At 43.0% G+C, this 15,923-nt stretch carries 17 protein-coding genes; all 17 read left to right on the top strand.

The features are described 5' to 3' along the window. The first annotated feature begins 269 nt into the window (after nt 1-269). The 17 genes from fapR to ylqF all read left to right on the top strand — a co-directional run bounded on the left by fapR (nt 270) and on the right by ylqF (nt 15,838). Entirely contained in the window at nt 270-854 is a 585-nt protein-coding gene (gene fapR / locus QT711_RS01380) for a transcription factor FapR (RefSeq protein ID WP_317941693.1), read from the top strand. Beyond that, entirely contained in the window at nt 851-1,843 is a 993-nt protein-coding gene (plsX, locus tag QT711_RS01375; RefSeq protein ID WP_317941692.1) for a phosphate acyltransferase PlsX, read from the top strand. Before fapR ends, plsX begins: the two co-directional genes overlap by 4 nt. Beyond that, nucleotides 1,840-2,778, top strand: coding sequence for an ACP S-malonyltransferase (gene fabD, locus QT711_RS01370; protein WP_317941691.1), 939 nt, complete (start codon nt 1,840-1,842; stop codon nt 2,776-2,778). Before plsX ends, fabD begins: the two co-directional genes overlap by 4 nt. 2 nt (nt 2,779-2,780) lie before the next feature. Further along, nucleotides 2,781-3,527 (top strand): 3-oxoacyl-[acyl-carrier-protein] reductase, encoded by a 747-nt coding sequence (fabG, locus tag QT711_RS01365; protein ID WP_317941690.1) that lies wholly within the window; start codon nt 2,781-2,783, stop codon nt 3,525-3,527. A 645-nt stretch (nt 3,528-4,172) separates the two neighbouring features. Then, entirely contained in the window at nt 4,173-4,409 is a 237-nt protein-coding gene (locus QT711_RS01360) for an acyl carrier protein (RefSeq protein ID WP_060209057.1), read from the top strand. 188 nt (nt 4,410-4,597) lie between these two features. Then, on the top strand, nt 4,598-5,365 hold the full coding sequence (gene rnc, locus QT711_RS01355) for a ribonuclease III (protein WP_317941689.1): 768 nt from the start codon (nt 4,598-4,600) through the stop codon (nt 5,363-5,365). Nucleotides 5,366-5,367: 2 nt separating this feature from the next. Then, nucleotides 5,368-8,925 carry a chromosome segregation protein SMC gene (gene smc, locus QT711_RS01350; RefSeq protein ID WP_317941688.1) on the top strand — a complete coding sequence of 1,186 codons (3,558 nt, stop codon included), beginning with the start codon at nt 5,368-5,370 and terminating at the stop codon, nt 8,923-8,925. 41 nt (nt 8,926-8,966) lie between these two features. Then, on the top strand, nt 8,967-9,962 hold the full coding sequence (gene ftsY / locus QT711_RS01345; RefSeq protein ID WP_317941687.1) for a signal recognition particle-docking protein FtsY: 996 nt from the start codon (nt 8,967-8,969) through the stop codon (nt 9,960-9,962). Between the two features lie 97 nt (nt 9,963-10,059). Next, a complete protein-coding gene (locus tag QT711_RS01340; RefSeq protein ID WP_317941686.1) occupies nt 10,060-10,392 on the top strand; it encodes a putative DNA-binding protein in 333 nt (110 codons plus the stop codon). Between the two features lie 12 nt (nt 10,393-10,404). Further along, a complete protein-coding gene (gene ffh / locus QT711_RS01335) occupies nt 10,405-11,760 on the top strand; it encodes a signal recognition particle protein (protein WP_317941685.1) in 1,356 nt (451 codons plus the stop codon). A 112-nt stretch (nt 11,761-11,872) separates the two neighbouring features. Further along, nucleotides 11,873-12,145, top strand: coding sequence for a 30S ribosomal protein S16 (gene rpsP / locus QT711_RS01330; RefSeq protein ID WP_317941684.1), 273 nt, complete (start codon nt 11,873-11,875; stop codon nt 12,143-12,145). A gap of 46 nt (nt 12,146-12,191) precedes the next feature. Further along, nucleotides 12,192-12,425 (top strand): KH domain-containing protein, encoded by a 234-nt coding sequence (locus QT711_RS01325; RefSeq protein WP_317941683.1) that lies wholly within the window; start codon nt 12,192-12,194, stop codon nt 12,423-12,425. 125 nt (nt 12,426-12,550) lie between these two features. Next, complete coding sequence (gene rimM, locus QT711_RS01320) at nt 12,551-13,066, top strand: ribosome maturation factor RimM (RefSeq protein WP_317941682.1); 516 nt, start codon at nt 12,551-12,553, stop codon at nt 13,064-13,066. Further along, on the top strand, nt 13,066-13,806 hold the full coding sequence (gene trmD, locus QT711_RS01315; RefSeq protein WP_317941944.1) for a tRNA (guanosine(37)-N1)-methyltransferase TrmD: 741 nt from the start codon (nt 13,066-13,068) through the stop codon (nt 13,804-13,806). Before rimM ends, trmD begins: the two co-directional genes overlap by 1 nt. Before the next feature lie 128 nt (nt 13,807-13,934). Beyond that, nucleotides 13,935-14,279 carry a 50S ribosomal protein L19 gene (rplS, locus tag QT711_RS01310; protein WP_317941681.1) on the top strand — a complete coding sequence of 115 codons (345 nt, stop codon included), beginning with the start codon at nt 13,935-13,937 and terminating at the stop codon, nt 14,277-14,279. Between the two features lie 98 nt (nt 14,280-14,377). Further along, nucleotides 14,378-14,935, top strand: coding sequence for a signal peptidase I (gene lepB / locus QT711_RS01305; protein ID WP_317941680.1), 558 nt, complete (start codon nt 14,378-14,380; stop codon nt 14,933-14,935). Between the two features lie 18 nt (nt 14,936-14,953). After that, a complete protein-coding gene (gene ylqF, locus QT711_RS01300) occupies nt 14,954-15,838 on the top strand; it encodes a ribosome biogenesis GTPase YlqF (RefSeq protein WP_317941679.1) in 885 nt (294 codons plus the stop codon). Nucleotides 15,839-15,923 lie beyond the last annotated feature (85 nt).

The following is a 15,923-nucleotide window of genomic DNA, read 5'->3' as shown; positions in this document are numbered from 1 at the left end:
TAGTTAATACGATTGTAAAGTAAAGAAATGTAGGCAACCCCTTGATTTCTAGAGTATGTCTACAATCTAATAGTCTTTCCTCCGGGAATGCTGTGTTTTTATTCTGATTTTTACGGTCTGAGTATTGCAATTTCAGTTTGGGGCATGTATACGAGAACTCCTTCATTGAAAAAGAGAGAACCCTTCATTAATGTTTTGTAGAAATCTATGATGAACTATGATAATATACTGGTATTAGTACCAAGTGCTAATCCGGAAGGGTGAATTTTGTGAGAGTTCCAAAGAGGGAAAGGCAACGTCAACTTGCTGTAAGTCTTGAACAGAATCCTTTTATGACAGATGAAGAATTGTCGAAACAATTTAACGTAAGTGTACAGACGATCCGGTTAGATCGCTTGGAGTGTGGAATACCAGAATTACGTGAACGGTTAAAGACGGTTGCCTCTAGAACAATTGAAGCTGAAGTCAAATCGTTGCAATCAGACGAAGTGATCGGTGAAATTGTCGATATTGAATTGGACAAGCGTGCGATTTCTATTTTTGATGTGACGGAAGACCATGTGTTCCAACGTAATGGAATTGCGAGAGGGCATCATCTTTTTGCACAAGCCAATTCATTAGCTGTCGCTGTACTCGATGATGAACTTGCATTGACCGTTACTTCTACTATCAATTTTCTAAAGCCGGTGAAAGCCGGAGACCGTGTCATTGCACGTGCTATTGTTGACAAAGGACGGTCAAGTGGGAAGCGGATGTTTGTAGAGGTTATGTCTACAGTTGGAGATGAAACGGTCTTTACGGGTGAATTCCAAATGTACCACACAACCGAACTTGGCAGGAGGGACACAAAATGATTATTGCTTTAGATGGTATGGGTGGAGACAATGCGCCTCGTGAAATTATTGAGGGTGCCTATAAAAGCGTAATGGAATTTGACGATATACATATACATATTTATGGAGACGAAGCGAAGATGGGTCCCTTTTTGAAGGAGCATGAACGCATAACCGTCATTCATTGCACGGAGAAAATCGAATCGGAAGATGAACCGGTACGTGCGATACGACGTAAAAAAGATGCTTCGATGGTGAAGATGGCGCAAGCTGTAAAAGAGGGTTCTGCACATGCGTGTGTATCAGCAGGTAATACAGGTGCGCTTATGGCTGCCGGACTGTTCATCGTAGGACGCATAGATGGCATTGATCGACCGGCATTATCTCCAACATTACCGACTGTCGACGGACAAGGGTTCGTTTTTTTGGACGTTGGGGCGAATGCAGATGCTAAGCCTTTGCACTTACAGCAATATGCGATTATGGGCAGTATTTACGCGGAAAAAGTCCGTGGTATTAGTAAACCACGTGTTGGCCTATTAAATATTGGTACCGAAGAAGGAAAAGGGAACGAATTGACAAAAGCTGCTTATCAATTGCTTGCTGAAGCTCCGATACATTTTGTTGGAAATGTGGAGTCTAGAGAACTGTTGAATGGTGTTGCAGATGTCGTCGTAACGGACGGATTTACAGGCAATATGGCGTTAAAAACGATTGAAGGAACGGCATCTAGCTTCTTTACGATGTTAAAAGAAGTTTACGGTGCATCATTAAAATCCAAATTGTCTGCTGCATTAGTAAAAGACGATCTTCGTGGATTAAAGAAGAAAATGGATTATACGGAGTATGGGGGAGCAGGCCTTTTCGGTTTAAACTCGCCAGTTATTAAAGCGCATGGCTCGTCCAATGCGAATGCAATCTATAATGCGGTTAGACAAGCAAGAACCATGGTGGAATACGATGTTTGTGAAACGATACGGCAGACTGTTGGAAAGGTGGATATGGGATGAGTAAAATTGCATTTATTTTTCCAGGGCAAGGCTCCCAATCAGTTGGAATGGGCGTTGAATTGGCAGCAAAGGAAGAGAGTCGCCAGTACTTTGATGGTGCGGATAAAGTGCTTGGGGGAGACTTGAGCCGTTTAATGAAAGAAGGACCGCAAGAAGAGCTTACTGTGACGTATAACGCCCAGCCGGCATTGCTGACGGTTGGCGCAATGATCGCTGCTAGATTAAATGATGCGGGAATTGTCCCTGCTTATACGGCTGGACATAGTTTGGGTGAATACACAGCACTTGTAGCGTCAGGTGCACTTTCATTTGAAAATGGTGTAGCAGTTGTGCGGAAACGCGGTTTATTCATGAATGAGGCGGTTCCTGCTGGAGAAGGCGCGATGGCAGCCATCCTTGGATTAGATGGTGAGAAGTTGGCTGAAGTAACGGATGCAATTACTGCAGATGGATTTCCAGTACAACCTGCCAACTTGAACTGTCCTGGACAAATCGTTATTTCTGGAACAAAAGAAGGCGTGGACAAAGCGTGTGTAGCACTTAAAGAGGCTGGCGCAAAAAGAGCAATTCCATTAGACGTTAGTGGTCCATTCCATTCGTCGCTCATGCAACCAGCAGCTGAACATTTACGTGAAGCTTTAGATCAGTTGGAGATGAAGGATGCATCCATTCCTGTCATTGCGAATGTGAATGCACAAGCGGTTTCTGACAAAGAGACGATTAAGGAATTACTCGTTGAACAATTGTATTCACCAGTACGATGGGAAGATTCGGTTCGGACGTTACTAGATCTTGGCGTCACACATTTTATTGAATGTGGTCCAGGCAAAGTGTTGAGTGGTCTCGTGAAAAAGATTGATCGTTCTGTAACTGTATTGCCTGTTTACGACGAAGAAACGTTACAAACGGCTATTGAGGCAGCGAAAGGGTGGTAAGTATGGGAAGATTTACAGGGAAAACAGCAATCGTTACAGGTGCATCGCGTGGCATTGGACGTGCAATTGCATTGTTGCTTGGTGAAGAAGGAGCAAAAGTCGTTGTCAATTATAGCGGCAGTGAAGCGAAAGCGGCTGAAGTTGTGGAAACCATAACAAAAGCTGGTGGAGAGGCGATTGCGTTTCAAGCAAATATTTCCGAAATTGATCAAGTGAAAGCGATGATTGACGCGACAATGGAAGCATTCGGCTCGATTGATATGCTCGTAAACAATGCAGGCATCACGCGTGACAATCTGTTAATGCGTATGAAAGAAGACGAATGGGATGATGTCATCAACATCAATCTAAAAGGTGTTTTCTTATGTACGAAAGCTGTTACACGTCAAATGATGAAGCAACGCTCTGGGAAGATTGTGAACCTTGCATCGATCGTCGGGGTTACCGGAAATCCCGGACAAGCGAACTACGTAGCTGCTAAAGCGGGAGTCATCGGGTTAACGAAGACGACTGCTAAGGAACTGGCGACACGTAATATTACAGTCAATGCGGTTGCACCAGGTTTCATTACGACAGACATGACAGACGCCCTGCCGGAAGATGTGAAAGAACAAATGTTGTCTGCAATTCCATTAGGCAAACTTGGTTCTTCAGAAGATGTTGCTGGCGCTGTTGCATTCTTGTTGTCGAGCGATGCAGATTATATAACAGGTCAAACAATACATGTTGACGGTGGTATGGTGATGTAATAACCTGTATAGGTCTACTAAAGATTTGTACTCTAGGGGTTATTGGTGCGGGAAGTCGGTTCTAACCGCCACCCTCCGCATGGGCCCACAGGAAGTGGGTCATGCAACCGTTGCCGCAGGACGCGGCGAACTTAGGTTGCGTTCCTTAAGTGTCCAGCTTCGGGCGCTAGCCCCTCGAGTCGCTTCGGTCTTGAAGATAAAGGCAAAGAGCGCCTTTATTTCAAGCCCTCCGCCGTACAGGAAGTACAAGTGCCGACGTTGCCACAGGACGTGGCACTTTTAGTCGGCCAGCGCTTGTCGGGGCTGTGCAAGCGCCCTCCGCATTTCTTTTTGTCCAGCTACGGGCGGCAGCTGCTCGGGTCGCTTCGGTCAGAAGGTAAAGGCAAAGAGCGCCTTTAACTTCTGCCCTTCGCCGTACAGGAAGTACAAGTGCCGACGTTGCCACAGGACGTGGCGATTTTAGTCGGCCAGCGCCTGTCGCAGCTAAACGCCGCCCTCCGCATTTCTTGTTGTCAAGCTGCGTGTGGCAGACCCTCGAGTCGCTTCGGTCTTGAAGCAAAAGGCAAAGAGCGCCTTTCGTTCAAGCCCTCCAGCGCTTGTCGGGTCTAACCGCCACACTCCGCATTTCTTTGAGAGGAGGTGACTATGTTGTCAGTACTAGAACGAGTAACGAAAGTTGTTGTCGACCGTTTAGGTGTCGATGAGAGTGAAGTGAAACCAGAAGCATCTTTCAAAGACGATCTCGGCGCAGATTCTTTGGATGTTGTTGAGTTAGTAATGGAATTGGAAGATGAGTTCGATATGGAAATTTCAGATGACGATGCTGAAAAGATCGGCACTGTCGGTGATGCTGTGAAGTATATCGAAGAAAAAGTGAACTAATAAAGCATAGGCTAGTGAATTGCTGTAAATGCTATTCATTACTCATGTCTTATTGAATGAAACCCGATGAGATGCTTTCATCCTTTCTTTTGTTAAGAAAAGGAATGAAAGTATCTCTTTTCGGTTTTGCAAGTCGGCGCATAACCATGTAAAATTAGAAGCACTATGAATTGAAAGGTAGAGTCTGCATGCATAACAACAAACGACATACAAAAGGTAAATACGCTTCTACCATTTCTGTGGAAGTGAAAAGAAAATTTGAAGAGCTCCAAAAGCAGTTAGGTGTCGTTTTCAACGATGAGAACCTCCTATACCATGCATTTACGCATTCGTCTTATGTAAATGAGCATCGCCGTAAAAATTTTACAGACAATGAACGCTTGGAATTTCTCGGGGATGCGGTGCTGGAATTAGGTGTCTCGCGTTACCTTTACGCAACGGAACCAACTATGAGTGAAGGTGAGCTGACAAAATTACGTGCTGCGATCGTTTGTGAACCATCCCTTGTAAAACTATCAAATGAACTCCGGTTTGGTGAATACATTTTGTTAGGGAAAGGCGAAGAGCAAACGGGAGGAAGATTACGTCCCGCGCTGCTCGCAGATGTTTTTGAAGCTTACATAGGTGCGTTATTTTTAGATCAAGGCATGGAACAAGTAACAAAGTTTTTGGAGAATGTGGTTTTCCCTAAAATCGGAAACGGTGCTTTTTCGCATGTGATGGATTATAAAAGTCGGCTGCAGGAAATTGTTCAACAAACGAATAGTGGTAGCCTACAATATGAGATAATTAGTGAGAACGGTCCTGCGCATGCGAAAAAGTTTGTAACCGTTGTAAAACTTGAAAATCGTGAACTTGGTACTGGTACGGGAAGATCAAAAAAAGAAGCCGAGCAGGAAGCGGCCCGTCAAGCCATCGATGTGTTAACAGGAAAAGTGGCCGAAGGGGAGAGCTAATTGTGTTTCTAAAAAGAGTTGAAATCATTGGATTTAAATCGTTTGCGGAACGAATCGGTATCGACTTCGTTCCCGGTGTAACTGCAATTGTTGGTCCGAACGGAAGTGGAAAGAGTAATGTGACAGATGCCATTCGCTGGGTGCTTGGTGAACAATCCGCTAAATCATTGCGTGGTGCAAAAATGGAAGATGTCATTTTTGCAGGAAGTGATTCCCGTAAACCACTGAACTTTGCGGAAGTAACACTCATCTTAGATAATACGAATGGTCTCTTTCCGTTAGATTATACTGAAATCAGCGTAACACGCCGCGTGTTCCGTTCGGGCGAAAGTAACTATTTATTGAATGGTCAACAATGTAGATTAAAAGATATCAATGACGTATTCATGGATTCCGGTCTTGGGAAAGAAGCATTTTCTATTATTTCTCAAGGTCGTGTTGATGAAATATTAAATAGTCGACCTGAAGATCGTAGAAGTATTTTTGATGAAGCAGCAGGGGTTTTAAAGTATAAAACGCGAAAGAAAAAGGCGGAGCATAAGCTTTTTGAAACCGAAGATAATTTACACCGTGTGCTAGACATTCTGAATGAATTAGACACTAGAATTGGTCCGCTCGAGAAAAATGCAGGGGCGGCAAAGAGGCACCATGTACTATCAGAGGAAATCCGTGAAGTGGATGTTCGTTTACTGAACTATGATGGATCTAAATTACGTAAAGACATAACCGAAAAAACGCATCAATTGGAAAGTATGAAAGAACAAAGAACCCAATTGGTCAATACACTCACTTCAGTGGAAGAACTGTCGAAAAGTTATAAAATGGAGCTATCCAATTCTGAAATGAGGATTGAAAATCTCCAAAAACAACTCGTTGAAATAAGCGCACAAGCTGAAAAGTGGGAAGGGCGACGCCTACTAACACTTGAGAAACAAAAAAATTCCGAACAACAAATCAAACGAATTCAGCATGACCTAAGCATTGAACTGCAAGAGAAGGAACTCATTAGCGAAAAAGTAGCGGCAACGAAAGAGAAATTAGCCGTTACCTCCTCTCAAATGTTGACATTACAAACAGAGATGAATGAAATCACTCAAATTCTGAAGCGGTCAGTAAAAGAGACAGAGATGGAAATTGATGAGTTAAAGTCTACGTATATTGATTTATTAAATGAAGAGGCAACAATCCGAAATGATTTAAAGCATATTGACGAACGGTTGCAAGGTGAAAAATTATCAACAGATCGAAATTCTAAGCAAACAATTTTATTGAGCGAAAAACGATCTGAACTTACGGAAAAGAAAGCGAGTCATTTAAAAGAACTTCAAACCGTGAATGAAAAGAAAAAACAAGTCGAAGCAAGTTTGCAAACAGTAGAAAATGCATACCGAACAGCAGAAGAAGACTTACGTACACAACAGCAGTTCATGCAAACAGCATTAAACAAGCAATCAGAAATGCAAGGTCGGTTACGTGCAATTGAAAGTTTGGAAGCTGATTTTTCAGGTTTCTTTTCAGGTGTTAAAGCAGTATTGATTGCAAACAAAGAAGGTAACTTGCAAGGGATTGACGGTGCAGTTGCAGAATTGATAACTGTTGAAGACACCTACATAAAGGCAATTGAAACCGCATTAGGTGGTGCAATGCAACATATCGTGACAGCTTCAGAAGCTCAGGCACGTCAAGCGATCGGTTACCTAAAAAAGACAAATGCTGGGCGAGCGACTTTTTTGCCACGTGATGTCATTAAATCACGCATGCTTCAACCCGCACAATTACGCATTGCAGCTCAAAACGAGGAGTTCATCGGTACAGCGAATACGCTCGTAAAAACGGCTCCTGAATTTACAGCAATCTTAGAAAATCTTCTCGGCATGACGATTGTTGCTAAATCATTAGCAGGTGCATCTTTGATCGCAAAATCGATTGGTTATAAATATCGGATTGTTACGTTGGACGGCGATGTAGTAAATGCAGGTGGTTCTCTAACAGGTGGTGGAGCAAAAGGGCAGTCAACAGTCTTTTCCCGGAAGGCTGAACTAGAGATGTTACGCACACAAGTGAGCAAGATGGCTCGTTCCATCGATTCTGCTCAAACAAAAATTGGAGATTCGAAAATGCTTGTCGCTCAGTACATGCATGATGTCGAAAAGCTTCGTCGCGAGCTCGAACAACTTCAACAAGTAATCTTTAGAACCGATTCAATTATTCGTGAGTTTGACGTGGAAATCAGAAGCGTGGAGTCTGAACTCTCTATCGTGCAAAAAGGCCAACTCGGTTCAGCGAATATCGGTGCTCAATTGGCAAATGAAAAAGAGGAACTACTCAACCGTCATCAATCTGTTCAAGGGAAATTACAGTCAATCCAACAAGAAGTATCGACATTGGAGCGTTTAGCGACAGATAGACGCAACGAAGAAGAGACATTGATGAATCGAAACAATGATCTGCGCGAACAGTTGGCGGTGTTACGTGAACAAAAAACACACCAGCAATCATTGCTTAACGACATGGAAGTTACGCAACAACAGCTTGAAACTAAAATTCATTCCTTAGAGAAAGATTTAGCTCTCTATACGGAGCATGAAAAAGGAATTGACAGTACCCCTGAAGAAATAAATGAACAGCTTCACATTGCGACGACGAAAAAATCAACAGTAGAAGCATCTTTAACGCAAGAAAGGGAAAACAAAGCTCGCATTTCCGGATTACTCTTGCAACAAGAAGAACATTTAAAAGATTTACGGTACGAAGAAGCTGAGCTCGTTTCTTCCCTCAATGCGCTCCATATTGCATTATCTAGGCTTGAAGTAAAGTACGAAACGATTACAAACCGATTATTGGATGAATACGGTTTATACCCTGATTTCGATGAAGAGGTTCAATTCAATGTTGAGCAGGCAAGGATCCGTGTCGACGAACTGAAAGAAGAGCTTTATACTTTAGGTCCAATTAATCCGAGTGCAATTGAGGAATATGAAGAAGTTGCTCAACGGCACGCATTCCTCACTGAACAACGGAATGACCTTGTGGAAGCGAAAAATACACTGAATGAAGCGATGTCTGAGATGGACAGGGAAATGGAAGTACGCTTTGGTGCGACGTTTAACGCGGTGAAAAGTCGTTTCCACCATGTGTTCAAAGAAATGTTCGGTGGTGGCGAAGCGGATCTAATTCTTACACAACCAGACAATCTACTTGAGACAGGTGTCGACATCATTGCACGACCGCCAGGAAAAAAACTTCAGAACTTAAGTCTTTTATCTGGTGGGGAGCGTGCGTTGACTGCTATCACACTATTGTTTTCAATTATTGAAGTAAGACCCGTGCCATTTTGTATTTTGGACGAAGTGGAAGCGGCATTGGATGAAGCGAATGTCATCCGCTATAGTAAATACTTAAAGCGTTTCTCCGATAACACTCAATTCATCGTCATCACACATCGGAAAGGGACGATGGAAGGTGCGGATGTGCTTTACGGCATCACCATGCAGGAATCAGGTGTATCGAAATTAATATCGGTTAAGCTATCAGAAGTGCCAGCTGAGATGCTCAGTTAAGGTGAATGAAAGAACGAACGATTGAATAGGAGAGAATTGAGATGTCATTTTTCAAGAAATTGAAAGAGAAAATTACAGGTTCGAATGAAACAGTTACCGTAACTGAAAAGTTTAAAGATGGTTTATCCAAAACACGTCAATCATTTACTTCCAAAGTGAATGATCTTGTAGCGCGTTTCCGCGAAGTGGATGAGGATTTCTTTGAAGAGCTTGAAGAACTTCTGTTACAAGCGGATGTCGGTGTTGAGACGGTAATGGAACTCGTCGATCAACTAAGATGGGAAGTACAACGAAAGAACATTAAGAACACGGAAGGTATCCAGTCCGTCATATCTGAAAAGCTTGTTGACATCTATAAAGACGGTGAAGAGTTGGATACCGAGTTGAACCTTGATAACGAGTTGTCTGTCATTTTGATGGTAGGTGTCAATGGTGTCGGGAAGACAACGACAATTGGTAAGTTGGCTGCTCGTCTGAAGGCAGAAGGGAAAACGGTTATGCTTGCTGCTGGTGATACGTTTCGAGCTGGCGCGATCGACCAACTTGTCGTATGGGGTGAACGTGTAGGCGTAGAAGTGATTAGACAGTCGGAAGGTTCCGATCCTGCTGCTGTCATGTATGATGCAATCCGTGCGGCTAAAAATCGGAAGGTGGACGTGCTGATATGCGATACAGCTGGCCGATTGCAAAATAAAGTGAACTTGATGAATGAGTTGGAAAAAGTACACCGCGTCATTGGTAAAGAGATCGAAGGGGCGCCGCATGAAGTCCTTCTAGCTTTAGATGCGACAACAGGTCAAAATGCGCTTATCCAAGCACAAACTTTCAAAGAAGCAACAAATGTAACAGGTATCGTGTTGACGAAATTGGACGGAACAGCAAAAGGCGGGATTGTTTTGGCGATACGCAACAAATTGAACATTCCTGTGAAATTTGTTGGACTAGGTGAAGGAATGGACGATTTACAACCGTTCGATCCAGAAAAATATGTGTACGGACTTTTTGCTGAAGGATTGGAAAAAGAGGCGGACGAATAATTCTTATGAGTCCATGAACAGATCAGTTTGTGCTTTAAAGTAAAAATACTTGACAGTTCATACAACTCATACTAAGATGACAAGAGGAGGCGAAGAGATGCTTGAAAAAACGACACGCGTCAACTTCCTCTATGATTTCTATCAGACACTATTAACTGAAAAACAACGAGTCTACATGCAATTGTATTACTTGGATGATCTTTCACTTGGTGAGATTGCCGAGGAATATAATGTATCTAGGCAAGCTGTATACGATAATGTCCGAAGAACAGAAGCGATGTTGGAAGACTATGAAAACAAATTGAATCTTTTCTCTAAATTCCAAGATAGGATGGAAATTGTGGAACAACTGGAGCAGCTCGTCCGCGGAGATGATGAGAAAGCGAAAAAAATGCGTGCTCTGTTGAAAACGCTAAAAGATCATGAGTAGGGGGCTCTGTGCATGGCATTTGAAGGATTAGCCCAGCGCCTGCAAGGGACGCTTCAAAAGATAAAGGGCAAGGGAAAAATAACTGAAGCAGACGTTAAAGAGATGATGCGAGAAGTACGTTTTGCGCTCATCGAAGCAGACGTCAATTTAAAAGTCGTAAAAGAATTCATTAAAACTGTCAGTGAACGGGCAGTTGGGCAAGATGTCATGAAAAGTTTGACACCAGGCCAACAAGTCGTGAAGATCGTAAAGGATGAGTTAACTGCACTGATGGGCGGAGAACAAAATCCGATCCAATTTGCGCGTAAGTCTCCTACAGTCATCATGATGGTCGGTTTGCAAGGTGCGGGTAAGACAACGACGACAGGGAAATTGGCCACTGTACTTCGGAAACGGCACAACAAAAAGCCGCTACTTGTCGCAGCTGACGTCTATCGTCCGGCGGCGATTCAACAGCTGGAGACCCTAGGCAAACAATTGACGTTACCAGTCTTTTCGTTAGGGACTGAAGTTTCACCTGTGGAAATTGCACGCCAAGCGCTTGCGGAAGCGGAGAAGGAACACCATGACGTGGTGATCATCGATACAGCGGGTCGTTTGCATGTCGATGAAGCGCTTATGCAGGAATTGAAAGACATTCGTGCATTGAGCAAACCGGACGAAGTATTCCTCGTTGTCGACGCAATGACAGGTCAAGATGCAGTCAATGTTGCAAAATCATTCGATGAAGCGATCGGTATTACGGGAGTCGTATTGACCAAGTTGGACGGTGATACACGTGGTGGAGCAGCATTGTCCATCCGTTCTGTTACCGAAAAACCGATTAAATTTGTCGGGATGGGCGAAAAGATGGACGCATTGGAACCTTTCCATCCTGAACGCATGGCTTCAAGGATTTTAGGGATGGGCGACGTCATGTCGCTTATTGAAAAAGCGCAAGAGTCCGTCGATGAAGAAAAAGCGAAAGAGTTGGAACAGAAATTCAGAACACAAACGTTCACGCTTGACGACTTCCTTGACCAGCTACAACAAGTGAAGAAGATGGGTCCGCTTGATGAAATCCTTAAAATGATGCCTGGTGCCGGAAAGATTAAAGGCCTCGAAAATGCTAAAGTGGATGAAAGTCAGATGGGTAGAGTCGAAGCGGTCATAAAATCGATGACGACGGCTGAACGTACAACACCAGAAATCATTAATGCAAGTAGGAGAAAGCGAATTGCTAAAGGTTCCGGTACGACGATCCAAGAAGTGAATCGGTTGTTAAAGCAATTTGATGAAATGAAGAAAATGGTCAAACAAATGACCAACATGCAACAAAAAGGTAAAAAGAAAATGAAAATGCCTGGATTCGACTCGTTCTTTAGATAATCGAACGATTTTCCAACATTATTTTTAGGTGTTAAGAAAAAACACTTTACAAACATGAGAAACCTTGATAATATACTATCTTGTGTGAAACTATTCGGAGGTGCAAGAAAAAATGTCAGTAAAAATTCGTCTTAAACGTATGGGAGCAAAGAAAACTCCTTTCTATCGTATTGTAGTAGCAGATTCACGTTCACCACGTGATGGTCGTCAAATCGAAACAGTTGGTACGTACAACCCGTTAACAAAACCAGCTGAAGTTAAAATCAACGAAGAGTTGGCTCTAAAATGGCTACAAACTGGTGCTAAACCATCTGATACAGTACGTAACCTGTTTTCTGAACAAGGCATTATGGAGAAATTCCACAACGCTAAACTTGGAAAATAATCACGTTTAAATGCCTGCGAATGCAGGTTAAACAGGAGGGGTGGACATGAAGCAGCTGATTGAAACGATTGTCAAACCGTTAGTCGATCATCCCGGAGATGTACAGGTCGACAAAGATGAACAACCTCATCGCGTCACTTACAAACTTTCCGTCAACCCTGAGGATATGGGGAAAGTGATCGGAAAGCAGGGTCGTGTTGCCAAAGCGATACGAACTATTGTTTATTCAGCAGCAGGCAGTCACCATGGTAAGAAAGTTTACCTTGATATCATTGATTGATCGGTAGCAAGAGTTGCCGTATCATCACAACCTGTAAAGAAGGAGGGAGCTCATGTTCCTTCCTTTTTTGTCTATTCATCGAGATTTGTGCAATACTAAACGTAGTGTAAAGGAAGGTGCAATGGATGCAATGGTTTAATGTTGGTAAGATCGTAAATACGCACGGCATAAATGGGGAAGTACGCGTCATCTCCCGTACGCACTTTCCAGAAGAAAGATATGCGATAGGCAGTGAGTTATCTTTGTTCATGCCGAATGAAAAAAAGCCGATCCAATTGACTGTCGCCAGTCACCGTCGCCACAAAAATTTCGATCTCCTTACATTCGAACATCATTATTCAATAGGCGATGTGGAGAAATATCGAGACGGTATTCTAAAAGTATCGGAAAAGCAGCTAGGTGATTTGGATGAAGGTGAGTTTTACTACCACGAAATCATCGGCTGTACAGTAATGACAAACACAGGCGATGTAATTGGGAAAGTTACGGATATATTAGAGACTGGCGCGAATGACGTGTGGACTGTAACACCTGAAGAGGGAAAACCACAGTACATTCCATTTATCGATGATATTGTCAAAGAAGTCGATGTAGACGAAAAACGGATTGTGATCGAACCGATGGATGGTCTCCTTTCATGATGAAGATTGATGTTTTATCGTTGTTCCCTGAAATGTTTGAAGGGGTACTTCATACGTCGATTATGAAAAAGGCACAAGAAAACGAGGCTGTTTCTTTTGCAGTTACTGATTTCAGATCGTTCTCCGGTAATAAACACCACAAAGTGGATGACTATCCCTATGGTGGTGGTGCGGGAATGGTGCTTAAAGCAGAACCGCTCTTTGCGGCCGTAGATGCTCTCTCGCTCGATGCATCGAAGAAACCGCGTGTCATCCTCATGTGTCCACAAGGCGAGCGTTTCAACCAAAAAAAGGCAGAAGAACTTGCGCAAGAAGAGCATCTTGTTTTCCTTTGCGGCCATTATGAAGGGTACGATGAACGTATACGGGAACACCTTGTGACAGATGAGCTATCGTTAGGTGACTTTGTTTTGACAGGGGGAGAAATCGCTGCAATGGCGATGATTGATAGTGTCGTCAGGCTATTGCCGAATGTACTGGGCAATACTGACTCACCGGTGCTCGACTCGTTCTCCACTGGTTTGTTAGAGCATCCCCAATATACAAGACCGTCTGAATTCAGAGGGATGAAAGTTCCAGAAGTCTTGTTGTCCGGTAACCATGCGGCGATTGACAAGTGGAGAGAGGAACAAGCTGTTATCCGTACCTTTGAACGACGGAAAGACTTATTGGAACACGCGCCGTTGACGCCACACCAACAACAAGTGTTAAAACGGTTAATAGAAGAAAAAAACAACTGATGCAACTTGTAATTCGCAGTCCTTTGTGCTATTATCGACTATGTACTTCTATGGGGAGTACATACTAACTGGTGTTCCGCTGCAAAGGATTGAAGTGCAAGAGCATCTGTGAATAAGGAGAGAATAATATGCAAAACATTATTGCAGAAGTAACAAAAGAACAACTTCGTACAGATCATCCAGATTTCCGTCCTGGGGACACAGTCCGCTTGCACGTTAAAATCGTTGAGGGCACGCGTGAGCGTATCCAAATCTTCGAAGGTGTTGTCATTAAACGTCGTGGAGGCGGAATCAGCGAAACTTTCACTGTCCGTAAAATCTCTAACGGTGTAGGTGTTGAGCGTACATTCCCTGTACACACACCGAAAATCGCTAAACTTGAAGTAACTCGTCGTGGTAAAGTACGCCGTGCGAAATTGTACTACCTTCGCAACCTACGCGGAAAAGCTGCACGTATTAAAGAAATTCGATAAAATGCAAACAGCGGAGAGCCGATCTCCGCTGTTTCTTTTTGCGTCCATGAACATTAGAATGTACAATAGATATAGTAGGTTGGCGGGAGGCTTTGGTGATGAACGAAGAGAAAAAGAAAAATGAAACATGGGAATGGATTAAGGCGTTATTAATCGCATTTGGCTTGGCGGCGATTATTCGTATATTTTTATTTACACCTATTGTCGTTGATGGTGTATCGATGATGCCGACGTTGGAACATGGAGATAAAATGATTGTGAACAAAATCGGGTACACAATCGGTAAGCCTGATCGATTTGATATCGTCGTTTTCCATGCACCCGAGAAAAAGGACTATATTAAACGCGTCATCGGTCTTCCGGGCGATGAAGTGGAATATCGGGACGATACGTTATACATTAACGGAAAAGCGATAGAAGAGCCTTATTTGGATAAATACAAAGCGGAAGTGAACGATGGACCGCTGACAGAGGATTTTACACTTGAAGAAAAAATTAATCGACAAACCGTCCCTGAAGGCTATGTATTTGTAATGGGGGATAACCGTCGAAAAAGTAAAGACTCTAGACATATTGGAGCAGTATCAATCGATGAAATTATTGGTAGTACAAAATTTGTATTTTGGCCAATAAAAGATTTCGGAATCGTTGACTGATGAAAGGAGAGAGTTCCGATGACCATTCAATGGTTTCCAGGGCACATGGCCAAAGCACGACGTGAAGTTACAGAACAATTGAAGCTAGTAGACATCGTATTTGAATTAATTGATGCACGATTACCTTTATCCTCACGAAATCCGATGATCGATGAAGTCATTCAACAAAAACCAAGATTGCTCATTTTAAACAAAATGGATTTGGCAGATGATAAAGAAACGGAACGGTGGATACGTTATTTTGACGCCAAAGGGATTCGAGCCGTTGCCATCAATTCGTTTGAAGGAAAAGGACTTCAAACGGTTACAAAAGCTTCAAAGGAAATTCTTGCGCCTAAAATTGAACGGATGAAAAAAAGAGGGATTCGGCCAGGTGCAATTCGCGCTATGATCGTTGGAATACCGAACGTCGGAAAGTCTACATTAATTAATCGCTTAGCAAAGAAAAACATTGCGAAAACAGGTAATAAGCCAGGTGTTACGAAAGCACAGCAATGGATAAAGTTTGAAAAAGAATTGGAACTATTAGATACACCGGGAATTCTTTGGCCGAAATTTGAAGATCCCGCTGTAGGGTACAAACTAGCGTTAACCGGTGCGATAAAAGACACGATCGTGAACATGGAGAATTTAGCAGTCTTTGGGCTACGCTTTTTGGAAAGTCATTACCCAGATCGACTTGAAGCGAGATACGGTATCACAACAGTCGATGAGGACATCCAAGCAATTTTCACGAAAATTGGTGAAGCGCGAAAAACGTACTCACAAGGCGGAGAGATTGATTACGACAAAGTGTCGGAGTTAATCGTGCAAGATATTAGAAGTGAGCTTTTAGGGAAGTTGACATTTGACTTGGTATCTGAAGAAAACAGTACAGAAAAGGTCGATACTATCACGGATTGATCCGTGACGTTCGGCCTTTTCTTATTACTGGGGTGTTACATTTACATAATAGAGCCGATATAAAGATAAAGTGCGTTGAAATAAA

The sequence above is a fragment of the Sporosarcina saromensis genome (assembly GCF_033253735.1).
GTDB lineage: Bacteria > Bacillota > Bacilli > Bacillales_A > Planococcaceae > Sporosarcina > Sporosarcina saromensis.
The sequence above is the reverse complement of the archived record's forward strand: the minus strand, read 5'-3'. Positions and strand labels throughout refer to the sequence as shown.

Excerpts from the sequence above, each read along its gene's own strand:
- lepB (WP_317941680.1), top strand. The coding sequence starts at position 14,378 with ATGAACGAAGAGAAAAAGAAAAATGAAACATGGGAATGGATTAAGGCG.
- rplS (WP_317941681.1), top strand. The coding sequence starts at position 13,935 with ATGCAAAACATTATTGCAGAAGTAACAAAAGAACAACTTCGTACAGAT.
- rnc (WP_317941689.1), top strand. The coding sequence starts at position 4,598 with ATGCATAACAACAAACGACATACAAAAGGTAAATACGCTTCTACCATT.
- ftsY (WP_317941687.1), top strand. The coding sequence starts at position 8,967 with ATGTCATTTTTCAAGAAATTGAAAGAGAAAATTACAGGTTCGAATGAA.
- plsX (WP_317941692.1), top strand. The coding sequence starts at position 851 with ATGATTATTGCTTTAGATGGTATGGGTGGAGACAATGCGCCTCGTGAA.
- ylqF (WP_317941679.1), top strand. The coding sequence starts at position 14,954 with ATGACCATTCAATGGTTTCCAGGGCACATGGCCAAAGCACGACGTGAA.
- trmD (WP_317941944.1), top strand. The coding sequence starts at position 13,066 with ATGAAGATTGATGTTTTATCGTTGTTCCCTGAAATGTTTGAAGGGGTA.
- QT711_RS01360 (WP_060209057.1), top strand. The coding sequence starts at position 4,173 with ATGTTGTCAGTACTAGAACGAGTAACGAAAGTTGTTGTCGACCGTTTA.
- QT711_RS01325 (WP_317941683.1), top strand. The coding sequence starts at position 12,192 with ATGAAGCAGCTGATTGAAACGATTGTCAAACCGTTAGTCGATCATCCC.
- rpsP (WP_317941684.1), top strand. The coding sequence starts at position 11,873 with ATGTCAGTAAAAATTCGTCTTAAACGTATGGGAGCAAAGAAAACTCCT.
- fabG (WP_317941690.1), top strand. The coding sequence starts at position 2,781 with ATGGGAAGATTTACAGGGAAAACAGCAATCGTTACAGGTGCATCGCGT.
- rimM (WP_317941682.1), top strand. The coding sequence starts at position 12,551 with ATGCAATGGTTTAATGTTGGTAAGATCGTAAATACGCACGGCATAAAT.
- fabD (WP_317941691.1), top strand. The coding sequence starts at position 1,840 with ATGAGTAAAATTGCATTTATTTTTCCAGGGCAAGGCTCCCAATCAGTT.
- QT711_RS01340 (WP_317941686.1), top strand. The coding sequence starts at position 10,060 with ATGCTTGAAAAAACGACACGCGTCAACTTCCTCTATGATTTCTATCAG.
- ffh (WP_317941685.1), top strand. The coding sequence starts at position 10,405 with ATGGCATTTGAAGGATTAGCCCAGCGCCTGCAAGGGACGCTTCAAAAG.